Raw genomic sequence first — 22,081 nt, 5'->3', positions numbered from 1 at the left:
GCTGACGACCGAAATCGACACCGCTGCTCGACGCACTGCTGCTCGGTGCCCGGTGTCAGCGCACCGGATGCCCCGCCTCCCGCAGCGTCTCCTTGACCTCCGAGATCCGCAGATCACCGAAGTGGAAGACGGAAGCGGCCAGTACGGCGTCGGCACCGGCGGCGATGGCGGGCGGGAAGTCCGCGAGCCGGCCCGCGCCCCCGGACGCGATGACGGGCACGGAGACATGCTTGCGGACGGCCGCGATCATCTCCGTGTCGTAGCCGTCCTTCGTGCCGTCGGCGTCCATCGAGTTCAGCAGGATCTCCCCGGCGCCCAACTCGGCGGCCCGGTGGGCCCATTCGACGGCGTCGATGCCCGTGCCCTTGCGTCCGCCGTGCGTGGTGACCTCGAACGACACCGCCCCGGACGCGGACGTGGTCCGCCGCGCGTCCACCGACAGGACCAGCACCTGGCGCCCGAAGCGCTCGGCGATCTCCCGGATGAGGCCGGGCCGCGCGATGGCCGCCGTGTTGACCCCGACCTTGTCGGCGCCGGCCCGCAGCAGCTTGTCGACGTCCTCGGGGGTACGCACGCCCCCGCCGACCGTGAGCGGGATGAAGACCTGCTCGGCGGTGCGGCGCACCACGTCGTACGTGGTCTCGCGGTCGCCGGACGACGCGGTGATGTCGAGGAACGTCAACTCGTCGGCGCCCTCCGCGTCGTACAGGCGGGCCATCTCGACCGGGTCGCCGGCGTCCCGGAGGTTCTGGAAGTTGACGCCCTTGACGACCCGGCCTTTGTCGACGTCCAGGCAGGGGATCACCCGTACCGCGAGCGTCATTCCGCACCTCCCCGGTAGGCCTCGACCTCGACCTCGACGACCAGGCTCGGGTCGATGAAGCCGGAGACGACGATCATCGAGGAGACCGGGCGTACGGCGTCGAACAGTTCCTTGTGGGCGCGGCCCACGTCCTCGGCGTCCCTCACGTGAGTGATGTACATGCGCGTGCGCACCACGTGTCCGGCTCCGAGGCCCAGTTCCTCCAGCGCCTTGACGGCGACCCCGAAGGCGGTCCTGGCCTGCTCGTACGGGCCGCCGGAGGAGATCCTGCCGTCGACGACCGATGTGCAGCCCGCCACCAGGACAAGGCCGTTCGGAAGCTCCACCGCGCGGGAGCAGCCGACGGACTCCTCCCAAGGGCCGCCGGACGAGATCTTCCGTACCGTCCCGGCCGGTACGACGCCGGTGCCGGCCCGAGCGCCGTCCGTCCCGGTGCCGTCGCTCCCGTCGCTCATCCGTTCACCGCCGCGAGCGCCTCTTCCAGGGTGAACGCCTTGGCGTAGAGGGCCTTGCCGACAATCGCGCCCTCGACTCCCGCGGGCACCAGTGTGGCGAGCGCGCGCAGGTCGTCCAGCGAGGAGACACCGCCGGAGGCGACAACCGGCTTGTCGGTCGCGGCGCAGACGTTCTTCAGCAGTTCCAGGTTGGGGCCCTGGAGGGTGCCGTCCTTGGCGATGTCGGTGACGACGTAGCGCGCGCAGCCCTCGGAGTCGAGCCGGGCCAGGGTCTCGTACAGGTCGCCGCCGTCGCGGGTCCAGCCGCGGCCCCGGAGGGTCGTGCCGCGTACGTCGAGACCGACCGCGATCCGGTCGCCGTGCTCGGCGATGATCTTGGCGACCCACTCGGGGGTCTCCAGCGCGGCGGTGCCGAGGTTGACCCGGGTGCAGCCGGTGGCGAGGGCGGCGGCGAGCGAGGCGTCGTCGCGGATGCCGCCGGACAGCTCGACCTTGATGTCCATGGCGGCGGCGACCTCGGCGATCAGCGCCCGGTTGTCACCGGTGCCGAAGGCCGCGTCGAGGTCGACCAGGTGCAGCCACTCGGCGCCGGAGCGCTGCCAGGAGAGCGCGGCTTCCAGAGGGGAGCCGTACGAGGTCTCCGAACCGGACTCGCCATGGACGAGCCGGACGGCCTGGCCGTCGCGGACATCGACGGCCGGAAGGAGTTCGAGCTTCGGCTCAAGAGACGCGGGGGACTCAGGAGACTGAGGAGACATCAGAGGGTTCCGATCCAGTTGGTCAGCAGCTGGGCGCCGGCGTCGCCGGACTTCTCGGGGTGGAACTGGGTGGCCCACAGTGCCCCGTTCTCCACGGCCGCGACGAACGGCTCGCCGTGGGTGGACCAGGTGACCCTGGGGGCACGGATCTTGGCGTTGGTGACTTCCAGGCTCCAGTCGTGCACGGCGTACGAGTGCACGAAGTAGAAGCGCTCCTCGGGGCCGAGCCCGGCGAACAACTGGCTGTCCGACGGCGCCTCGACCGTGTTCCACCCCATGTGCGGGACGATCGGGGCCTGGAGCGGGCCGACCGTGCCGGGCCATTCGTCGAGGCCGTCGGTCTCCACGCCGTGCTCGATGCCGCGCTCGAAGAGGATCTGCATGCCGACGCAGATCCCCATGACGGGGCGGCCACCGGCGAGCCTGCGGCCGACGATCCAGTCACCGCGGGCGGCGGTGAGCCCCTTCATGCAGGCGGAGAAGGCACCGACGCCGGGCACGAGCAGCCCGTCGGCGTTCATGGCTCGGTCGAAGTCGCGGGTGATCTCGACCTCCGCGCCGGCGCGGGCGAGGGCGCGTTCGGCGGACCGGACATTGCCGAATCCGTAGTCGAACACCACGACGCTCTTGGTCATTCCCAGATCCCTTGGATACGCAGGCCACCGGCGACCAGACACAGCACGGAGCACAGGCTCAGCAGCATGATCACGCCCGTGGGCAGCTTCTGCTTGGAGAAGGAGTACACGCCACCAGCCAGAAACAGACCGACGACGATCAAAATGGTGGACAGACCGGTCACAGAGCGCCCTTGGTCGAAGGAAGGATTCCGGCCGCGCGCGGGTCACGCTCCGACGCGTACCGCAGAGCGCGGGCGAGGGCCTTGAACTGGCACTCCACGATGTGGTGCGCGTTGCGCCCGTACGGGACGTGGACGTGCAGCGCGATCTGGGCCTGGGCGACGAAGGACTCCAGGATGTGCCGGGTCATCGTCGTGTCGTACTCGCCGATCATCGGCGCCATCTTCTCGGGCTCGGTGTGGATCAGGTACGGACGCCCGGAGAGGTCCACCGTCACCTGCGCCAGCGACTCGTCGAGCGGCACCGTGCAGTTGCCGAAGCGGTAGATGCCGACCTTGTCGCCGAGCGCCTGCCGGAACGCGGCGCCCAGCGCGAGGGCGGTGTCCTCGATGGTGTGGTGCGAGTCGATGTGCAGATCGCCCTCGGTCTTCACCGTGAGGTCGAACAGGCCGTGCCGGCCCAGCTGGTCGAGCATGTGGTCGTAGAAACCGACCCCGGTCGACACATCGACCTTGCCGCTGCCGTCGAGATCGATCTCGACGACGACGGAGGTCTCCTTCGTACTGCGCTCCACGCGGCCGATGCGGCTCATGCGCTCTGCTCCTTCTTGAGATCACGTACCGCGTCCAGGAACGCGTCGTTCTCGGGCGGGGTGCCGGCGGTGACCCGCAGCCAACCCGGCACGCCGTTGTCACGGACGAGGACACCCCGGTCGAGGATCCACTGCCAGGCGGCGTGGGAATCCTCGAAGCGGCCGAACTGTACGAAGTTCGCGTCCGAGTCGGAGACCTCGTAACCGATCTCGCGCAACGCGCCGACCAGGCGGTCCCGCTCGGCCTTGAGCGTCTCGACGTATCCCAACAGCGTATCGGTGTGCTCCAGCGCGGCCAGCGCGGTGGCCTGGGTGACCGCCGACAGGTGGTACGGCAGGCGCACCAGCTGGACGGCGTCGACCACGGCGGGGTGCGCGGCGAGGTAGCCCAGGCGCAGTCCGGCCGCGCCGAAGGCCTTGGACATCGTGCGGGACACGACCAGGTGCGGCCGGCCCTCGAGGAGCGGCAGCAGGGAGGCCCCGTGGCTGAACTCGACGTACGCCTCGTCCAGCACGACCAGGGACGGCTTGGCCGCCTGGGCCGCGTCGTACAGCGCCCGGACCGTGTCGGCGTCGACCGCCGTGCCCGTCGGATTGTTGGGCGAGGTGATGAAGACGACGTCGGGACGGTGCTCGGCGAGGGCCTTCCGCGCGGCCTCCACATCGATGGTGAAGTCCTCGTTGCGCGGCCCGGAGAGCCAGCCGGTGCCGGTGCCGCGCGCGATGAGGCCGTGCATCGAGTACGACGGCTCGAAACCGATCGCCGTACGGCCGGGGCCGCCGAAGGTCTGGAGCAGCTGCTGGATGACCTCGTTGGAGCCGTTGGCGGCCCAGACGTTCGCCGCGGTCAGCGGGTGTTCCCCGGTGCGGGAGAGGTACGCGGCCAGCTCGGTGCGCAGCTCGACCGCGTCCCGGTCCGGGTAGCGGTTGAGACTCCGGGCGGCCTCGCGGACCCGCTCGGCGATCCGCTCGACCAGCGGCTCGGGCAGCGGGTAGGGGTTCTCATTGGTGTTGAGCTGCACGGGGACGTCCAGCTGGGGGGCGCCGTACGGGGACTTGCCGCGCAGCTCGTCCCGTACGGGCAGGTCGTCGATCCCGAGAGACGAGGACTCGGGTACTTCGGTCGAACTCACTTGCCGGGCACCTTCCACTCGAACCGCGCCTTGAGCGCCGCGCCGTGCGCGGGCAGATCCTCCGCCTCGGCCAGTGTCACCACGTGGTGGGTGACCTCGGCGAGCGCGTCCTTCGTGTAATCCACGATGTGGACGCCGCGCAGGAAGGACTGGACGGACAGCCCCGAGGAGTGGCAGGCGCAGCCTCCGGTCGGCAGTACGTGGTTGGAGCCCGCGCAGTAGTCGCCGAGCGAGACCGGCGCGTACGGGCCGACGAAGATCGCGCCCGCGTTACGGACCCGGGCGGCCAGCTCGGCGGCGCCGGCGGTCTGGATCTCCAGGTGCTCGGCGCCGTACGCGTCGACGACCCGCAGGCCGTCCTCGACGGAGTCGACCAGCACGATGGCGGACTGCCGGCCGGCCAGCGCGGGGCGGACCCGGTCCTCGATGTGCTTGGTCGCCGCTACCTGCGGTGCCAGCTCCTTCTCCACCGAGTCGGCCAGCTCGGCCGAGTCGGTGACCAGCACGGCCGCGGCGAGCGGGTCGTGCTCGGCCTGGCTGATCAGGTCGGCGGCGACATGCACGGGATCGGCGGTCGAGTCCGCGAGGACCGCGATCTCGGTGGGTCCGGCCTCGGCGTCGATACCGATCCGGCCGGTGAAGTAACGCTTGGCGGCGGCGACCCAGACATTGCCGGGACCGGTGACCATGTTCACGGGCGCGCACTCGTCGGTTCCGTACGCGAACATCGCGACGGCCGTGGCGCCACCCGCCGCGTACACCTCGTCGATCCCGAGCAGCGCGCACGCGGCCAGGATCGTCGGGTGCGGCAGCCCGTCGAACTCACGCTGCGCCGGTGAGGCCAGGGCGATCGACTCGACGCCCGCCTCCTGTGCCGGGACCACGTTCATGATCACGGACGACGGGTAGACGGACCGGCCGCCCGGCGCGTAGAGCCCCACACGCTCGACCGGCACCCACTTCTCGGTGACCGAGCCACCGGGCACGACCTGGGTGGTGTGCGAGGTACGCCGCTGAGCCCGGTGGACCAGCCTGGCCCGCCGGATCGACTCCTCCAGGGCGGCCCGTACGGCGGGGTCGAGCCCCTCCAGGGCCTTCGCGAGGGCGGCCAACGGCACCCGTACCCGCTCCAGCCTCACGCCGTCGAACCGCTCCGCGTACTCGATCAGCGCCGCCGTACCCCGATGATGCACGTCCTCGCAGATGGGCCGCACTTTCTCCAGGGCGGCTTCCACGTCGAACTCGGCTCGGGGCAGCAGGTCACGCAGCGCCGCACCCTCGGGGAGGGTGTCGCCGCGCAGATCGATTCGTGAGATCACGGGGTCAATTCTCGCAGACCGGATCAGGCCGCCGGTCCCACGTATCACTGGCTGATACGTGTTCCGGAACCTGGTCTTCACGACTAGCGTTCAGTACGTCACCCAGCGGGAACAACGCTTGTAACAACCAACTGTCATCACGTGCACAGACCACTACCTGTCATCAGTTGTTCGGACCATCTGTACGCACACGGGGAAGCGGAGGCGCGGCAGTGACCGAGCCGCAGAACGACGAATCTCCCGACTGGCTCAGCGCGGCGGAACTTGGCATGTGGCAATCGTTCCGCAACGGCAGTACGTACGACCTGAGCACTTCGGATCCACTGCTCGACGACCCTTTCTCACCACACCCCTGGGACACGGAACGCAGCGTCCGCGCCCGGGTGATCGCCCTGCTCCTGCTCAGCGGACCGGCCGCACTGCCGGGCCGCGTCGCCGCGCTCAAGCTGCGCGGGGTGCAGATCACCGGCACGCTCAACCTCGCGGGCGGCACCGTCGCCCCGTACGTCGAGCTGAACCACTGCCGCTTCGAGAACGAGGTGGTGCTGCCCGAGTCGCGCTTCACCACCCTGCGCATGGTCGGCTGCGCGATACCGAGACTGGAGGCGGCCCGGCTGCAGACCGAGGGTGATCTGCATCTGCCGCGCTGCCGGGTCGAGCGGGGCATCCGGCTCACCGACGCGCAGATCGGCACCGATCTGCTGATCAGCCAGATCGATGTACGCCCCGACCGGCTGGGCCGGGCGATCACCGCCGACGGCATGTGTGTCGCGCAGGACCTCCAGGCCGACCAGATCGAGACACACGGCGAGGTCAGCCTGCGCGGCGCCAAGATCGGGGTCTCCCTGAGCATGCGCGGCAGCCGGCTGCGCGGCGCGCGGGACCGCCGCGCGCTCAACGCCCCGCAGCTGACCGTGGAGCGCTCGCTCTACCTGGCGAGCGCCTGGGTGAGCGACGAGACCGGCACCTCCGGGGCCACTCCCCCGCACGGCGTCGGGCAGGTCTCCACACCGGTCCTGGGCACGCGATTACAGCGATTCGAGTGCCGTGGCGGGGTACGGCTGGACGACGGCCGGTTCGGTGACGCGATCGACCTGGAGCAGGCACGATTCTTCCTGGCCCCCAAGGAAGAGCTGTCGCTGCGCCGGATCGCCACCCCCGAGCTGCGGTTCAAGTGCGAACGCGTCGAGGAGGGCCGGGTCGTCCTGAGCGGCGCGAAGATCATCACCCTGGTCGACATGTCGACCAGCTGGCCGGGTCCCGGCGGCCTCGCCATGGGTGGCTTCGCGTACGAGAACCTCGTCCCGTTCGGCCACTTCCCGCTGCTCAGGCGGCTGGAATGGGTGGAGGCCGCGACCCCGGAGTACTCCCCCGAGCCATACGAACGCCTCGCCCAGGTGCTGCGCAACAGCGGCGAGGACGCGGACGCGCGCGAGGTCCTGCTGGCCAAACAGCGACGCCGCCGCGCGACCATGCCACTGGCCGCGAAGCTCTGGGGCTACCTCCAGGACTGGACGGTCGCGTACGGCTACCGCCCCGGCCGTGCGGCGCTGTGGATGGCGATCCTCTGGGGAGCCGGCACGATCGCCTTCTCCCGCCACGCCCCACCGGCGATGAAAGCCGTCGAACACCCGGAGTGGAACCCGGCGCTCTACGCCCTGGACCTGCTGGTACCGGTGATCAACCTGGGCCAGGACGGGTACTGGCGGCTCCAGGGCGGATGGCAGTGGGTGGGGGCCGCGCTGGTCCTGCTGGGCTGGATCCTGGCGACCACGGTGGCGGCGGGGGCGAGCCGCTTGCTGCGGCGCAGCTGACGGGCGCCGTCCGGCGGGGTACGGGGCGGTGTGCACCGTTGTGGGTGCGGGGACCGGGGCCTCCGGAGGCGCATGTCCGGACTGCATGATGTACGGCGTGTCCGGCTCCGTTCTTCGGGTGCGGGTTGTCGTACGCCACACATCACGCTTTACGTCCGGACACGTCACCTCCTGCGGCCCCGGCCCCCTCCGGCCCGTCGTCCGACTGCCGGTCGCGGTGGCGCCTACTTCTTTGCCGTTTCTTGACCTTGCCCGGGACAACCTTCGCTCCGATACCAAAGCTTGACAGCCGCCCCCTGGCGCCTCCGTCACCTGCGGTTTTCAATGTCCGCACCATGTCCTTGCTTCGCGCCCTGATCAGCACCGCGCGCATGATCCGGCACACCCCGCAGCTGGGCGTCGGGCTGCCTCCGGACGACGCGGTACTGCTCGATGCCCCCGACGAGCGGCTCGCCCCCGCTCTGGTGGCCGCCGCTCTCGGCGAGTACGAGCCCGCGGCGAAGCTGCTCGCGATCACGCGCGAGTCCGCCGAGTGGGAGAACCGCGACCGCTATGTGGCCCGGCTGGCCGCCTTCGCCCATGGCCGTGACGCGTGGCTGGCCGCCTGGCTGCGCGGCGCGCCGCGCGATCCCGACGCGCTTCTCGTCCGGGCGGAGCTGGCTGTCCGCAGGGCCTGGGAGTCGCCGGCACGGGCCGAGCGGCTGCGTGAGAGCGGTCCGCTGATCGACGCGGCGGCCGACGGCGACCCGCGCGATCCGGTGCCGTGGCGCGTCGCGCTCGATCACGCACGCGGTACGCGTGTCCCGCACACCGCCTTCGAGTCGCTGTGGGAGCAGGCCGTACGCCGCTCCCCGCACCACTACGGCTGCCATGTCTCGGCGCTCCAGTACCTGTCGGCCGAGTGGTACGGCTCGCACCGCGAGTGCTTCGACTTCGCCGAACAGGCGGCGCACGACACGCTGCCGGGTTCGCTCGTGCGGGCGCTGCCGGTACGCGCGGCCTTCACCCAACTGCTCAGCGGTGAGCCCACCTCCGCACAGGCCGACCGGATCGACGCGGCGGCGGATCTCGCGATCGAGGTCTCCGCCGGGTACGAGGCGGGCGATCCCTGGCCGGCCGAAATCCGCAATCTGCTGACGTACGTCCTGGTGGAGCGGGGCCGATGGGACGCGGCGCTGGAGCAGTTCCGGCTGATCGGACCGTACGCGACCTCCTTCCCGTGGACCTGTTTCACCGACGATCCGCTCGGCCGGTTCCTCGAAACACGGGACGGCGTCAAGATCCAGGTGGCCTCCACAATGCCTTTAAGCAACCGGGCCGCCCGGAGAAGGCCCCATGGCCATTACGCTTGACCGTTGTGACCACCGCACGCCTCCCTCTCTTCCCGCTGAACGCGGTTCTGTTCCCGGGCCTCGTCCTGCCCCTGAACGTCTTCGAGGAGCGCTATCGCGCGATGATGCGTGAGTTGCTCAAGACCGACGAGTCCGAGCCGCGCCGCTTCGCCGTGGTCGCCATCCGCGACGGACACGAAGTCGCGCCGAGCGCACCCGGAATGCCCGACGGTACGGCCGCGCCCGAGCCGGGGCCCACCGCCGGCTTCGGCCCCGAACCCCTGACCGCCTTCCACTCGGTGGGCTGTGTCGCCGACGCGGCGACGATCCACGAACGCCCGGACGGCAGCTTCGAGGTGATGGCCACCGGCACGACCCGTGTCCGGCTGCTGTCGGTCGACGCGAGCGGCCCGTATCTGACGGCGGAGGTGGAAGAGCTGCCGGAGGAGACCGGGGAGGGCTCGGGCGCTCTCGCCGAGGGCGTACTGCGGGCGTTCCGCAGCTACCAGAAGCGACTGGCCGGGGCGCGCGAGCGCTCGCTGTCCGCGAGCGACGAACTCCCGGACGAGCCCTCGGTGGTGTCGTATCTGGTCGCCGCCGCCGCCGTACTCGACAACCCGTCGAAGCAGCGGCTGCTGGAGGCCCCGGACGTCGCGGCGCGGCTGCGCGAGGAGCTGAAGCTGCTGCGGTCCGAGACGGCGGTGATCCGCCATCTCCCCTCGCTGCCCGCCACGGATCTGACCAAGACTCCGACGAGCCCCAACTGACTCAGAAATGAACCGCGTTGGCCAAGAAGTCCAAGAAGCAGCAGTCCGGAGGCACCCCGGCGACGGTCGCGCTGACGGCGGCGGGTACGGCGTACACCCTGCACGCGTACGAGCACGACCCGGCCTCGCCCTCCTACGGAGAGGAGGCGGCCAAGGCACTGGGCGTGTCTCCCGACCGGGTCTTCAAGACGCTGGTCGCCGAGGTCGACGGCGAACTGACCGTGGCCGTCGTCCCGGTGGCCGGCTCGCTGGACCTCAAGGCCCTCGCGGCGGCGGTCGGCGGCAAACGGGCGGTGATGGCGGACCCGGCGGCCGCTGAGCGGACGACGGGTTATGTACGCGGCGGGATCTCCCCGCTCGGCCAGCGCAAGCGGCTGCGTACGGTCCTGGACAGCTCGGCGGACGGGCACGCGACGATCTGCGTCTCGGCCGGCCGCCGGGGCCTGGAGGTCGAACTGTCCCCGACGGACCTGACAGCGCTCACCGCGGCGGTACTGGCACCCATCGGCCGCGTCTAGGTTCTGTCCGGTCGGTCTTGTCGGATCGGCCCGCGGCGTCCGGCGCCGTGGATCGCAAGGCGCCGGGGCGCCCGCAGGGTGGTTTCCTGTGGGCGTTCCGGCAACGCGGCGAGGTGGCGCCCGCCGCGGTAGCGGGCTGACGTCACCGCGGCGTCGCGGGCCCGCGACGATCCGCCGGACAGGCCCGAGGGCGTCCCTGAAGGACTACGAGGGGCCGTCCTGCGCCGGACCGTCGTACGCCGACGTCGGCGCCGGTCCCCAGTCCTCCTCCGGTTCCGGATCGCGCGGGCCGAACAGCGCGGTCAGGGCCAGGTGGACCACCATCGCCGCGACGGGCCACGCCAGCAGCCCGCCCTTCGCGTTCAGTTCGAGCGGCGCGTCGAAGGTGACACCCTTGCCGGCCGCCTTCGCGTGCGCCACCACGTCCGACGTGGGGCCGAGCCACACGCCGAACCTCCAGGCCAGCACCGAGCCCAGCAGCCCGCCCAGCGCCAGGCCCGCCACCAGCGGAATGCCGCCGTGCCTGCGGGCCAGGAAGACCAGCGCGCCACTGACCACGCCGAAGGCGAGCGCCAGCAGGATGAACGTACCGTCGGAGGCGATCGCCTCCTCACCCTCCGTGTCCTTGAGGTAGACCGCCGTACTGTCCGAGACGAGGGGGACACGCGGCGCCAGCCACAGCCACAGCAGCCCGAGCAGCAGGCCCGACACCGCGATCGCGACCAGTACCACGGCGGCCTGTCGCACCTCGGTCCTCATATCGGGCCCGTCCTGCGCCTCCTCCGCCCCCGGAAAGGGCGAGGCTCCGCCGGGCGGCTTCTGCCACGGGTCGTCGTGCGGCGGCTGGTGAGGCGGTGTCAGAGGTGCGGTCACTCCGCCATCGTGCCAGGCCCGGCCGCCGCATGCCTCATCGGACCGCGGCCCGCCGGTACGCCCAGGTCGCGACGGCCAGCGAGAAGACCCCCACGGCCGCGCAGACCGCGAGATCGAAGGCGACGGCCGCCCAGTCCGGGTGCGCGTCGAACGTACGGGCGAGCGCCTCGACGCCGTATGTGGACGGCAGCAGATCCCGTGCGTACGTGATCGGCCCCGGCAGCCGGTCCGCGGGCAGCACGCCCAGCAGCAGCGCCGCGGTCATTCCCAGCTGGCCCAGCAGGGTCGCCAGTTCCTGGCGGGGCGCGAGCAGGCCGAGCGCCGCGCCGAGACCGGCGAGGGCCGCACCCGACAGCGGGATGACCGCCACCAGCACCCAGAGGTGGGTCAGGGGCAGCTGGAAGAGCACGCTGCCGGTCACGGCCGTGACCGCGGTACCGGGCACCGTGAAGGAGGCGTACGCCCCGGCCGCACCGAGCACCACGGCGGCGGGCGGCACGGGCAGGGTCGCGTAGTGGTCCAGGCCGCCGCTCGCCCGCAGCTGGCCGAAGTACTGGGCGAGGAGATTGAGCGCCACGAACGCGACGACCAGCACCGTCGACCCGGCGACCACCGCCCGCGCCTCGTCGCCCCCGTCGACCACACCCCGCATCAGGATCATGATCCCGACGGACTGGAAGGTCGCCACGAAGAGCAGCGGAATCCGGGCGACCCGGGCCCGCGACAGCTGTGCGCGGTAGACGGCCGCGAGCGAGGGCAACAGCCGCGCCCGGGGCGCGAGAGGCGCGGGCCTGCCGCCGGCCGCCTGGGCGGGAATGTCTGCCGTCGGCCGGATTTTCCCGGACACGGCCTCCGCAGGCACGATGCTCACCTGGCGCTGCTCCTGTTCGGTACATGCGATACGGACAGACGGGTACGGTCCGCGGGGCCCCACCCTGTCACGGCGTCCAGGGACACGGGACGAGCAGGCGGCACCACACTCGTCCGCCCATCCGTGACCGTACCGCCCCTCATGCCTTCACCAACCCCTTCGCCCGCCCGCCGAGCGCCAGGTACACGTCCTCCAGGCTGGGCGTCGCGAGCGTGAAATCGTCCAGCGCCGCGAACGCCGCGCCCCCGGTCACCGCGGCGACCGCCGCACGCGCCTCGTCCGGAGCGAGCCTCAGCACCCAGCGGCGCCCCGACTCCTCGGCGGAACCGCGCAGAGCCGCGACCTCGGGAACATCGAGCGGCGCACGCTCACGCCACACGAGTTCGACCCTGACCTCTCCCGCGACCTGTTCCTTCAGGCCCGCCGGAGTGTCACAGGCGATGACCTTGCCGCGCTCCAGCACGGCGACCCGGTCGAGCACCGTCTCCGCCTCGATGACGTTGTGGGTGACCAGCAGTACGGTCGCCCCGTGCTCGGCCCGCCGCCGGTCCACCGCGGCCCACACCGCACGCCGCGCTACGGGATCCATGCCGGTGGTCGGCTCGTCGAGCACCAGCACGGACCGCTCCCCGACCAGCGCGGCGGCGAAACAGGCCAGCCGCCGCTGCCCGCCGGACAACTTCTTGAGCGGACGCCCGGCGATCTCGGTGAGCCCCAGCTCCCCCAGCACCACATCCCGCTCCAGCCGCGCCTCCCGCAACGCGAGCCCCCGCAGCCGGCCGGTGGTCTCCGCGGCGAGCGACACGGTCAGTTCGTCCAGCGCGGACGATTCCTGACCGAGGTAACCGATGAGCCGGGAGGCACGCTCGGGATGGCGCACCAGATCGTGCCCGAGAACCTCGACACTGCCGGAATCGGGCCGCATCAGCCCGGTGAGCTGTCGTACGAGCGTGGACTTGCCCGCCCCGTTGGGCCCGAGGAGACCGAAGATCTCACCACGCCGGATCTCAAGGGAAATCCCATCGGTGGCACGCACCGCGGGCGTCGCGGGAACCCCACGCCTACCGCGCGCGGCGGGGTACGTCTTGACCAGATCGCGCACCACGCACACCGTACTCACGAACAACGACCATACGTTGTGCCAAGGCGGCGGCTTTTTTCGGGGCTCGGTTCATCTCGGGGGCGCGGGCAGAAACCGACGGCGGCGACACCGCCCCCACCGGACGGCGAAACCCCACCTACACCGACGGCGCCTGATCCGCCGCCGCCCGCACATCGATCTCCCGCCAGAACCCCGCCCGAATCGCATACCGGTCGTGCTCGTCGATCTGGTCGTCCTTGTGTGCCAGCAGCCCGAACCGCGCCGCGTACCGCAGCAGTTCACCGTCGATCCGGTGCGGAACCCGCGGGTACATCACGGACAGCTTCTGCACATGGTTCGCCTCCGGCAGCCGTTCCATCCAGCGCCGGGCGAAGACCTGCCCCACCTCGAAGGGGTCGCCCCCCACCGTCGTGATGTCCTCCTCGCGGTCGGCCCAGCGCTGCTCGGCGCTGGTGAGCTGGGCCAGTGTCGGCAGGGACGCCGTCTCCGGGGGCTCGCCCGCCGTACCGGCGCCGGGCCGCTCGACCCATCCCTTGTCGGAGGACCAGCGGAGCGTCGCGCCCGCCGGATGCGGGCCCTGCGGCGGGGCGGCCGACGGGGCGGCGGCCCCCGGTCCGCGCAGGCTCGCCAGGTCCTTCGGGGTGGGGACGCTCCTGGCGCCGGGGGAACCGGCATGGGAATCGGAACCGTGCTCGGCGGGCGGGACCACCACCCCGTTCCGCCCGTTCGCGACACCGACCCGGTCGACCGCGCCGACGGCCCCCACCGGGCCGCCCCCGCCGGCCGCACCCGTACCCGCACCCGCTCCCGCCGGGGCCGCCGCACCACCCGCCGCCGCCTCCGCCTCGGCCGCCCGCTCCGCCGACGCGGCGAGGGCCGATTCGGGCAGCGGCGCGGAGAGGATCGCGGCGATCTCGGGGCGCGGCGCGGGCGACGGCGCGCAGACGCCGCCCAGGTCCTTGGGGCGTACGGCCTTGGTGATCCAGGTCCGGTCGAGCACGCGCCGTTCGTCGGCCTCGGCGACCAGGTCCTCGGACTGGTTGTAGTCGCCGTCCGCGGCCTGGACGGCCCAGAGGTGTACGGCGACGCCATGCTCCTTGGCGGACATCAGGCCGGGCAGCAGATCGCCGTCCCCGGTCACCAGCACCACATCCGAGCATGCGCGATTTCTGGCCAGTTCGGTCAGCTCGGCGTGCATCGCGGCGTCGACGCCTTTCTGCGCCCAGCGCCCATCACTGCGAGTCAGCGCGCCGAGTCGTACGGTTACGCGGGGCATCACCCGCAGGCGTCTGTGCTCGGGCTGCGGGACCCGGTCGGGGGCCCCGTCGAACCAGTAGATACGAAGCAGCGGCTGTTCCGTATCGGCTTCGGCCCGCTCGCGCAGGCCCTGAATGAGGGCGGCATGGTCGACGGTGATGCGGGAGCGGGCCGGTTCTCCGGCGAGGAGACTCGCGGCGGCGCCCAGCAGATAACCGGCGTCCACCAGGACGACGCAGCGGTCCACGTATTCCACCCTCTTTCGGGAACCTCGGGACAGGGAGATCGGGAGTTACTGCGGGTTTCCTTCGAGTCTGCCCGACAGCGAGAGGCTTAACGTCCGGAACTCGATCATCGGCGTGGCGTATCTCGGGGTGACCCGTTGACAAGGACCCACTACACACGGCAATGATCCAAAATGCGCCTTTTCCTAGCCTATGTGAGGCTGAACGCGGCCCTGGCCCCCACATTCCCGCAGGAGGCACACCATGGCTAAGAACAAGAACCGAGATCGTGGTGGCAAGCAGCGCAACAGACCGGCCGCGGAGCACGAGTCCGAGCAGTCCAGGTCCTCGTCCCAAGACGCTTCGACAGAGGAGAAGCTGTCGCACATAACGCCGTCGGACGTAGCCGAGAAGGGCCGCCAGAAGCGCTTCGGCCACAACTGACGGCCCGCACGCACGAACGAGGGGCACACCCGCAACCGGGCGTGCCCCTCACACATGCGTACAAGCTGTATGTCCTTACCCGGCCAGGCAGGCAGGGCCGAGCAGGACCTTCAGGTCACCGAAGAGCGCCGGGTCGGGCTGGACCCGGTGCCGGTCGAGCCGGAGCACCGTGGTCTTCCTGGCGCCCTGGAGCTTGATCCTGACCTCCGAGTTGCCCCGGTGGTGGCTGAGGATCTCGCCGAGCCTGCTGATCATCGGCGGGGTGACCTTCACCGTGGGGATGGTGATGGTGACGGGCGCGTTCGTCCCGGCGGACGACAGGTCCGGGACGGCCAGCTCCATGGCGACCAGCCGGGGGATGTCCTCGCGCTTGTCGAGGCGGCCCTTGACGAAGACCACGGTGTCCTCGACCAGCTGGGTCGAGACCAGCTGGTAGGTGGCGGGGAAGAACATGCACTCGATCGAACCGGCCAGGTCCTCGACCGTCGCGATCGCCCAGGCGTTGCCCTGCTTGGTCATCTTGCGCTGGAGGCCGGAGATGATGCCGCCGATGGTCACGACCGCGCCGTCGCCGTGCTCGCCCCCGGTGAGCTGCGAGATCGCGGCGTCCGACTTGTCGGAGAGGACGTGCTCGATGCCGAAGAGGGGGTGGTCGGACACATACAGGCCGAGCATCTCGCGCTCCTGCGCGAGCAGGTACGACTTGTCCCACTCGATGTCGGAGAACTCGATGTCGAGCCCGAAGCCGGGCTCGCTGGTCTCCTCGTCACCGCCGCCGAAGAGGTCGAACTGCCCCTCGGCCTCCTTGCGCTTGACCTGCACCACGTTGTCGATCATCGGCTCGTGGTGGGCGACCAGCCCCTTGCGGGTGTGCCCCATCTCGTCGAAGGCACCCGCCTTGATCAGCGATTCGACCGTGCGCTTGTTGCAGACGACCGCCTCGACCTTGTCGAGGAAGTCCGGGAACGTGGCGTACTTCCCCTTCGCCTTACGGCACCGGATGATCGAATCCACCACGTTCTGCCCGACGTTGCGCACCGCCGTCAGACCGAACAGGATCACGTCGTCACCCTGCGCCGCGAAGTTCGGCTGCGACTCGTTCACACTCGGCGGCAGCACCTTGATCGCCATCCGGCGGCACTCGTTCAGATAGACGGCCGACTTGTCCTTGTCGTCCTTCACCGAGGTGAGCAGCGCCGCCATGTACTCGGCCGGATAGTTCGCCTTCAGGTACGCGGTCCAGTAGGTGACCAGTCCGTACGCGGAGGAGTGCGCCTTGTTGAACGCGTATCCGGCGAACGGGACCAGCACGTCCCACAGGGCCTTGATCGCCTCGTCGGAGAAGCCGTTCTTCTTGGCTCCGGCGTGGAAGAGAACGAAGTTCTTCTCCAGCTCGTCGGCCTTCTTCTTGCCCATCACGCGGCGCAGGATGTCGGCCTCGCCCAGGGAGTACCCGGCGATGATCTGGGCGGCCTTCTGCACCTGCTCCTGGTACACGATCAGGCCGTGGGTGAGGCCGAGGACCTCCTTGAGGGGCTCCTCCAGCTCCGGGTGGATCGGCGTGATCTCCTGCTGGCCGTTCTTGCGCAGCGCGTAGTTCGTATGCGAGTTCATACCCATCGGGCCCGGCCGGTACAGGGCCGAGACGGCGGAAATGTCCTCGAAGTTGTCGGGCTTCATCAGCCGGAGCAGCGACCGCATCGGCCCGCCGTCGAACTGGAAGACGCCGAGCGTGTCGCCCCGGCAGAGCAGTTCGTACGTCTTGGGGTCGTCCAGCGGGATCGTCAGCAGGTCGAGTTCTTTGCCCTTGTTGGCCTTCACCATCTTGACGGCGTCGTCCATGATGGTCAGGTTCCGCAGGCCCAGGAAGTCCATCTTCAGCAGGCCGAGCGACTCACAACTCGGGTAGTCCCACTGGGTGATCGTGACGCCGTCGGTGTGCCGGACCCAGACCGGGACATGGTCGGTGATCGTCTCGCTGGACATGATCACGCCGGCCGCGTGCACACCCATCTGCCGGACCAGGCCCTCCACACCCTTCGCGGTGTCGATGACCTTCTTCACGTCCGGCTCGTTCTCGTACATCCCCCGGATCTCGCCCGCCTCGCTGTAACGCGGGTGCTTGGGGTCGGTGATGCCGTTGAGGTCGATGCCCTTGCCCAGGACGTCCGCGGGCATGGCCTTGGTGAGCCGGTCGCCCATCGCGTACGGGTAACCCAGCACGCGGGCCGAGTCCTTGATGGCGTTCTTCGCCTTGATCTTGCCGTACGTGCCGATCATGGCGACCTTGTCGGCGCCGTACTTCTCCGTCACATACCGGATGACCTCACCGCGCCGACGCTCGTCGAAGTCGATGTCGACATCGGGCATCGAGATGCGCTCGGGGTTGAGGAACCGCTCGAAGATCAGCCCGTGCTCGATCGGGTCGAGGTCGGTGATGCCCATCGCGTACGCCACGATCGAACCGGCGGCGGAACCACGGCCGGGGCCGACCGCGATGCCGTTGTTCTTGGCCCACATGATGAAGTCGGCGACCACGAGGAAGTACCCCGGGAAGCCCATCTCGATGATGATGCCCATCTCGTACTCGACCTGCTTGAGCCGGTCGTCCGGGATGCCGTCCGGGTAGCGGCGGGCCATGCCGCGCAGGGTTTCCTCGCGGAACCAGGTGACCTCGGTGAACCCGTCGGGCACATCGAACTTCGGCATCAGGTTGCGCTCTTCGAACCAGCCCGTGGTGTCGACCTGCTGAGCCACCAGGAGGGTGTTGGCGCAGCCTTCCTGCCAGGCGTCGGAGGAGTCGATGGCGTACATCTCGTCGGTGGACTTGAGGTAGTAGCCGGTGCCGTCGAAGCGGAAGCGGTCGGGGTCGGAGAGGTTCTTGCCGGTCTGGATGCACAGCAGGGCGTCGTGGGCGACGGATTCGTTGCTGTAGGTGTAGTGGGAGTCGTTGGTGACGATGGGGGGGATGCCGAGCTTCTTGCCGATTTCCAGGAGCCCGTCGCGGACGCGGCGTTCGATCTCGATGCCGTGGTCCATCAGTTCCAGGAAGTAGCGGTCCTTGCCGAAGATGTCCTGGTACTCGGAGGCCGCCTTCACCGCCTCGTCGAACTGCCCCAGCCGCAGGCGTGTCTGAAGCTCACCGGACGGGCACCCGGTCGAGGCGATCAGCCCCTCGGACCACTTGGCGATGGTCTCCTTGTCCATCCGCGGCCACTTCTGGAGCCATCCCTCCGCATACGCGTCCGAGGACAGCCGGAAGAGGTTGTGCAGTCCTGTCGCGTTCGACGCCCAGATCGTCTTGTGCGTGTAACCACCCGAACCGGACACATCGTCCCGCTTCTGATGCGGCTGCCCCCACTGGATCTTGCGCTTGATCCGCCGCGACTCCGGCGCCACATACGCCTCGATCCCGATGATCGGCGTCACCCCCGCCTTCTTCGCCTGATGGAAGAAGTCGTAAGCACCATGCAGATTGCCATGGTCCGTCATCGCGATATGCGACATGCCCATTTCCTTGCAGGCATTGAACATGTCCCCCAGCCGCGCGGCACCGTCCAGCAGCGAGTACTGGGTGTGGACATGCAGGTGCGTGAAAGGCGGCTTGGTCACGGCGGGGGCCTCCAGCGAACGTACGACACGGTGTTTTTCCGGGCGAGATCCCCGGGTCCTCAGTGCCGCGGACCTTCTGCGGGCAGACTGAGGGGACAGCATCGAAGTCTACGTCCCGGGACCGACAGCGGGCGGGCACTCGCGCACGGCTCCGTGCGTTGCCCCCTACTGAGGGGGCCTGACCCGGTCCGCGAGAATCGGGCGCGAGCCCGTGCGGTTCACACGGACCGAGGGGGCGTGTCCGCCCCGTCCGTCCCGGCCCATTCCATCCCATTTGCCATGCACCAGGAGGCACCCAGCGATGTCGGTCCCGCGACCTGTTGAAGCAGCTGACGAGCAGCGCGGCGAGGAGATACTCGCCGTTTTCGACACCGCGTTCGGTGAGCTTCTGGCAGCCGATCCAGCAGCTTTCCGGGTGAAGTTCCGGAAGATGGCGGCTTCCGCGTTCGCCTTCTACCGGGGCACGGCGTGCCTGTTCTACAACGACCTGGAGCGGGAGCGCGGCGCGGAAGCGGCCGGCGGTCCGTTCCTGGACGAGCGCACCGCCCGGGTGTGGATCCACGGCGACCTGCACGCCGAGAACTTCGGCACGTACATGGACGCCAACGGCCGGCTGATCTTCAACGTCAACGACTTCGACGAGGCGTACATCGGCCCGTTCACCTGGGACCTGAAGCGTTTCGCCGCGTCCCTGGCGCTGATCGGCTACACCAAGGCCCTCAGCGACGAGCAGATCAGCGAGCTGGTGGAGATCTACGCGGGCGCCTACCGCGAGCGGATACACGCCCTGGCCACCGGCGCCAAGAACGACGAGGTGCCGCCCTTCACGCTGGACACCGCCGAGGGCCCGCTGCTGACGGCGCTGCGCTCGGCCCGCTCGCTGACCCGCTTCGGGCTGCTCGACTCGATGACCGAGATCCGTGAGTACGAGCGGCGCTTCACCCCGGGCGGCGGCTCCGTCGAGCTGGACGCGGCCACCCGGTACAAGATCCTCGCGGCCTTCGACGGCTATCTGGAGACCCTGCCCGAGTCCAGCCTGGACCGCCCCGACTCCTACCGGGTGAAGGACGTCGTGGGACGGCGCGGCATCGGTATCGGCTCCGCGGGGCTGCCCTCGTACAACATCCTTCTGGAGGGCAACAGCGACGCCCTGGAGAACGATGTGGTGATCTACATGAAGCAGGCGCAGACCCCGGCGGTCTCCCGGCACATCACCGACGGCGCCGTGCGCGAGTACTTCCAGCACGAGGGCCACCGCACGGTGATCTCGCAGCGGGCGCTCCAGGCGCACGCCGACCCGTGGCTGGGCTGGACCGAGCTGGACGGGAGGGGGCAGCTGGTGGCGGAGATCTCGCCGTACGCCGTGGACCTGGACTGGTCGGATCTGGACGACCCGGAGGAGATCGCGGCGGTCGTCGCCGATCTCGGCAGGGCCACGGCCACCATGCACTCGGCGGCGGACGACGAGAGCGGCCATTCGCTGGTGCCGTTCTCCACGGAGCGGGCCATCGACGCGGCGATCGCGGCCGACGAGGACGGTTTCGGCCGGCTGCTGGTGGACTTCGCGCACGAGTACGGGGCGCGGGCCAGGGCCGATCATCAGATCTTCGTGGACCTGTTCCGCAACGGACGCCTGGCCTGAGGCAGGACCAGCGCCTGGGATCCGAAAGGCTCCGAATCCGATAGGTCCGCGGGCCCGGGGCGCCTTTCGGATTCTTAGGGATCGTTTACCCGGGCTCGTGGCACACTCGGCGACGATGGACATATCCGGGACGCGGCTCAGGGCGGCGCGGGCAGCACTCTTCACGGCACTGGTCGTGACGCTGTCCGCGGGCTCCCATGTGCTGCTGTCCCGGGCCCCGCTCCCGTGGTCCGTGGTGGCCGGGCTGAGCGCGGTGGTGTTCCTGCTCTCCTACGCGGCGGCGGGCCACGAGCGGGGCTTCTGGCGGATCGCCGCCCTGCTCGTCCCGCTGGAACTGGCCGCCGACACCGTCTTCACCAGCGGGCAGGCCGTCTGTTACGGCCCGACGGGCGGCCCCGTGTCGGGGCCGCTGCGCTCGGTCGGCCTCGATGTCCTGTGCGGGAGCGCTTTCGGTGCGCCGCTGCCGGGCGTGGATCCCTCCCAGGGCGTCGCGGCCGGCGTGCCGCACTCCCCCGACCAGGCACTGCCGTGGCTGCTGCTCGCCACTCATGTCTCGATCGGGCTGCTGGCCGCGCTCTGGCTGCGGCACGGCGAGTCCGCGCTGGGCGGGCTGGTACGGGCCGTGGCCGCGTTCGCGTTCCGGCCGCTGCTGATCGCGGTCGCCGTGGTGGGGACGGTCCGCGGTGCCGTACGGCGCGGGGTGTGCCCGGCGGGCCGCCCGAGGCTGTCCCGTACGCGTCTCCTCGTGCACTCCGTAGGACGGCGGGGGCCGCCGAGCCTCGCGCTCGGCGCTGCCTGAACGACCCGGCCCGGGTTCCGGGCCGGCCGGCAGCCCCTCCCTCCCCGTCCCCCGCGTCAGCGGCCGCACGTCATCACGCACGTCTTCACACGGAGTGAACCATCATGAGCGCACGGAACAACCAGACCAACAAGGCAGCCGCCCGCGAGCGGCTGCGCCAGGAGCGCGAACGTCAGGCGAAGAAGGACAGGATCCGCCGGCAGATCGTCGTCGCGGGCTCGGTCGTCGGGGTCCTCGCGATAGCCGCCGGCGTGGGCTTCGCCGTCGTACAGGCCAACAAGCCCTCGCACTGGTCGGCGGTGAAGGAGGAGAAGAACGTCGTCGCCCCGAAGAACACCGAGGGCACGGACGGTACGACCGTCGTCATCGGCAAGAAGGACGCCAAGAACACCCTCGAACTGTACGAGGACTCCCGCTGCCCGGTCTGCGCGAGCTTCGAGCAGTCGGTCGGCAAGACGGTCCAGAGCGATGTCGACTCCGGCAAGTTCAGGCTCAAGTACATCGGCGCGACCTTCATCGACAACTCCGACAACGGCACCGGCTCGAAGAACGCCCTGTCCGCGCTGGGCGCGGCGCTCAATGTGAGCCCCGAGGCCTTCCTGGAGTACAAGAGCGCGCTCTACTCGAAGCAGTTCCACCCGCAGGAGACCGAGGACAAGTTCGCCAAGGACAGCTATCTGATCGAGGTGGCCGACTCGGTGAAGGAGCTCAAGGGGAACAAGGCGTTCCAGAAGGCCGTCACGGACGGTACGTACGACGCCTGGGCGATGAAGATGTCCGCCACCTTCGACAAGAGCGGTGTGCAGGGCACTCCGGCGCTCAAGATGAACGGCGAGAAGCTCACCGCCGAGGGCAGCGAGAACCCGCCCATGACGGTGGCCCAGTTCAACGCCGCGATCGCCAAGGCCCTGAAGGCGTAAGAGGGTTTGTCACCGGGCGGGCCGGGCATC

Annotated in this window: 21 protein-coding genes; 8 read left to right on the top strand and 13 right to left on the bottom strand. The window is 69.9% G+C overall.

What is annotated here, in order from left to right; translation table 11 throughout:
* Positions 1 to 55 precede the first annotated feature (55 nt).
* From hisF to hisD, 8 genes are read right to left on the bottom strand one after another with little or no spacing between them, the layout of a single operon-like run.
* Positions 56 to 823, bottom strand: a complete 768-nt coding sequence (gene hisF / locus ACIOJD_RS11285) for an imidazole glycerol phosphate synthase subunit HisF (protein ID WP_401911028.1) — start codon at positions 821 to 823, stop codon at positions 56 to 58.
* Complete coding sequence (locus ACIOJD_RS11280) at positions 820 to 1,278, bottom strand: RidA family protein (protein WP_401911026.1); 459 nt, start codon at positions 1,276 to 1,278, stop codon at positions 820 to 822. Before ACIOJD_RS11280 ends, hisF begins: the two co-directional genes overlap by 4 nt.
* Positions 1,275 to 2,036, bottom strand: a complete 762-nt coding sequence (gene priA, locus ACIOJD_RS11275; RefSeq protein WP_401911023.1) for a bifunctional 1-(5-phosphoribosyl)-5-((5-phosphoribosylamino)methylideneamino)imidazole-4-carboxamide isomerase/phosphoribosylanthranilate isomerase PriA — start codon at positions 2,034 to 2,036, stop codon at positions 1,275 to 1,277. The genes ACIOJD_RS11280 and priA overlap by 4 nt, the downstream gene beginning before the upstream one ends.
* Positions 2,036 to 2,671 (bottom strand): imidazole glycerol phosphate synthase subunit HisH, encoded by a 636-nt coding sequence (gene hisH / locus ACIOJD_RS11270; protein WP_401911021.1) that lies wholly within the window; start codon positions 2,669 to 2,671, stop codon positions 2,036 to 2,038. Before hisH ends, priA begins: the two co-directional genes overlap by 1 nt.
* On the bottom strand, positions 2,668 to 2,835 hold the full coding sequence (locus ACIOJD_RS11265) for a hypothetical protein (protein ID WP_401911018.1): 168 nt from the start codon (positions 2,833 to 2,835) through the stop codon (positions 2,668 to 2,670). The genes hisH and ACIOJD_RS11265 overlap by 4 nt, the downstream gene beginning before the upstream one ends.
* The gene (gene hisB, locus ACIOJD_RS11260) at positions 2,832 to 3,425 is read right to left on the bottom strand and encodes an imidazoleglycerol-phosphate dehydratase HisB (RefSeq protein ID WP_401885623.1); all 594 of its coding nucleotides are present in this window, start codon (positions 3,423 to 3,425) and stop codon (positions 2,832 to 2,834) included. Before hisB ends, ACIOJD_RS11265 begins: the two co-directional genes overlap by 4 nt.
* Positions 3,422 to 4,558, bottom strand: coding sequence for a histidinol-phosphate transaminase (locus tag ACIOJD_RS11255; RefSeq protein WP_401911016.1), 1,137 nt, complete (start codon positions 4,556 to 4,558; stop codon positions 3,422 to 3,424). Before ACIOJD_RS11255 ends, hisB begins: the two co-directional genes overlap by 4 nt.
* Positions 4,555 to 5,877: a histidinol dehydrogenase gene (hisD, locus tag ACIOJD_RS11250; protein WP_401911014.1), complete on the bottom strand. Its 1,323-nt coding sequence runs from the start codon at positions 5,875 to 5,877 to the stop codon at positions 4,555 to 4,557. Before hisD ends, ACIOJD_RS11255 begins: the two co-directional genes overlap by 4 nt.
* 269 nt (positions 5,878 to 6,146) lie before the next feature.
* On the opposite strand from hisD, the gene ACIOJD_RS11245 reads away from it, so the two are divergent.
* The 4 genes from ACIOJD_RS11245 (at position 6,147) to ybaK (ending at position 10,307) form a co-directional block, all read left to right on the top strand.
* Positions 6,147 to 7,691: an oxidoreductase gene (locus ACIOJD_RS11245; protein WP_401911742.1), complete on the top strand. Its 1,545-nt coding sequence runs from the start codon at positions 6,147 to 6,149 to the stop codon at positions 7,689 to 7,691.
* A 335-nt stretch (positions 7,692 to 8,026) separates the two neighbouring features.
* Entirely contained in the window at positions 8,027 to 9,043 is a 1,017-nt protein-coding gene (locus tag ACIOJD_RS11240; RefSeq protein WP_401911011.1) for a hypothetical protein, read from the top strand.
* A 5-nt stretch (positions 9,044 to 9,048) separates the two neighbouring features.
* Positions 9,049 to 9,789: an LON peptidase substrate-binding domain-containing protein gene (locus ACIOJD_RS11235; protein WP_401911009.1), complete on the top strand. Its 741-nt coding sequence runs from the start codon at positions 9,049 to 9,051 to the stop codon at positions 9,787 to 9,789.
* Between the two features lie 17 nt (positions 9,790 to 9,806).
* Complete coding sequence (gene ybaK / locus ACIOJD_RS11230) at positions 9,807 to 10,307, top strand: Cys-tRNA(Pro) deacylase (protein WP_401911006.1); 501 nt, start codon at positions 9,807 to 9,809, stop codon at positions 10,305 to 10,307.
* Positions 10,308 to 10,511: 204 nt separating this feature from the next.
* On the opposite strand, the gene ACIOJD_RS11225 is transcribed toward ybaK, so the two are convergent.
* From ACIOJD_RS11225 to ACIOJD_RS11210, 4 genes are all read right to left on the bottom strand, one after another.
* On the bottom strand, positions 10,512 to 11,180 hold the full coding sequence (locus ACIOJD_RS11225; protein WP_401911004.1) for a DUF2567 domain-containing protein: 669 nt from the start codon (positions 11,178 to 11,180) through the stop codon (positions 10,512 to 10,514).
* A gap of 34 nt (positions 11,181 to 11,214) precedes the next feature.
* The gene (locus ACIOJD_RS11220; protein ID WP_401911002.1) at positions 11,215 to 12,051 is read right to left on the bottom strand and encodes an ABC transporter permease; all 837 of its coding nucleotides are present in this window, start codon (positions 12,049 to 12,051) and stop codon (positions 11,215 to 11,217) included.
* 139 nt (positions 12,052 to 12,190) lie between these two features.
* Positions 12,191 to 13,162 (bottom strand): ABC transporter ATP-binding protein, encoded by a 972-nt coding sequence (locus ACIOJD_RS11215; RefSeq protein WP_401911739.1) that lies wholly within the window; start codon positions 13,160 to 13,162, stop codon positions 12,191 to 12,193.
* 127 nt (positions 13,163 to 13,289) lie between these two features.
* Positions 13,290 to 14,666, bottom strand: a complete 1,377-nt coding sequence (locus tag ACIOJD_RS11210; protein ID WP_401911001.1) for an NYN domain-containing protein — start codon at positions 14,664 to 14,666, stop codon at positions 13,290 to 13,292.
* A gap of 232 nt (positions 14,667 to 14,898) precedes the next feature.
* On the opposite strand from ACIOJD_RS11210, the gene ACIOJD_RS11205 reads away from it, so the two are divergent.
* On the top strand, positions 14,899 to 15,078 hold the full coding sequence (locus tag ACIOJD_RS11205) for a hypothetical protein (RefSeq protein ID WP_401910998.1): 180 nt from the start codon (positions 14,899 to 14,901) through the stop codon (positions 15,076 to 15,078).
* 75 nt (positions 15,079 to 15,153) lie between these two features.
* Here the strand turns inward: ACIOJD_RS11205 and dnaE are convergent, their stop codons facing one another.
* Entirely contained in the window at positions 15,154 to 18,690 is a 3,537-nt protein-coding gene (gene dnaE / locus ACIOJD_RS11200; RefSeq protein ID WP_401910995.1) for a DNA polymerase III subunit alpha, read from the bottom strand.
* A 301-nt stretch (positions 18,691 to 18,991) separates the two neighbouring features.
* On the opposite strand from dnaE, the gene ACIOJD_RS11195 reads away from it, so the two are divergent.
* The 3 genes from ACIOJD_RS11195 to ACIOJD_RS11185 all read left to right on the top strand — a co-directional run bounded on the left by ACIOJD_RS11195 (position 18,992) and on the right by ACIOJD_RS11185 (position 22,051).
* The gene (locus tag ACIOJD_RS11195; protein WP_401910993.1) at positions 18,992 to 20,332 is read left to right on the top strand and encodes a DUF2252 domain-containing protein; all 1,341 of its coding nucleotides are present in this window, start codon (positions 18,992 to 18,994) and stop codon (positions 20,330 to 20,332) included.
* Between the two features lie 115 nt (positions 20,333 to 20,447).
* On the top strand, positions 20,448 to 21,131 hold the full coding sequence (locus ACIOJD_RS11190; RefSeq protein WP_401910991.1) for a hypothetical protein: 684 nt from the start codon (positions 20,448 to 20,450) through the stop codon (positions 21,129 to 21,131).
* A 104-nt stretch (positions 21,132 to 21,235) separates the two neighbouring features.
* Positions 21,236 to 22,051, top strand: a complete 816-nt coding sequence (locus tag ACIOJD_RS11185) for a DsbA family protein (protein ID WP_401910989.1) — start codon at positions 21,236 to 21,238, stop codon at positions 22,049 to 22,051.
* Positions 22,052 to 22,081: the final 30 nt, after the last annotated feature.

The sequence above is a fragment of the Streptomyces sp. NPDC088116 genome (assembly GCF_044741745.1).
GTDB lineage: Bacteria > Actinomycetota > Actinomycetes > Streptomycetales > Streptomycetaceae > Streptomyces.
The sequence above is the reverse complement of the archived record's forward strand: the minus strand, read 5'-3'. Positions and strand labels throughout refer to the sequence as shown.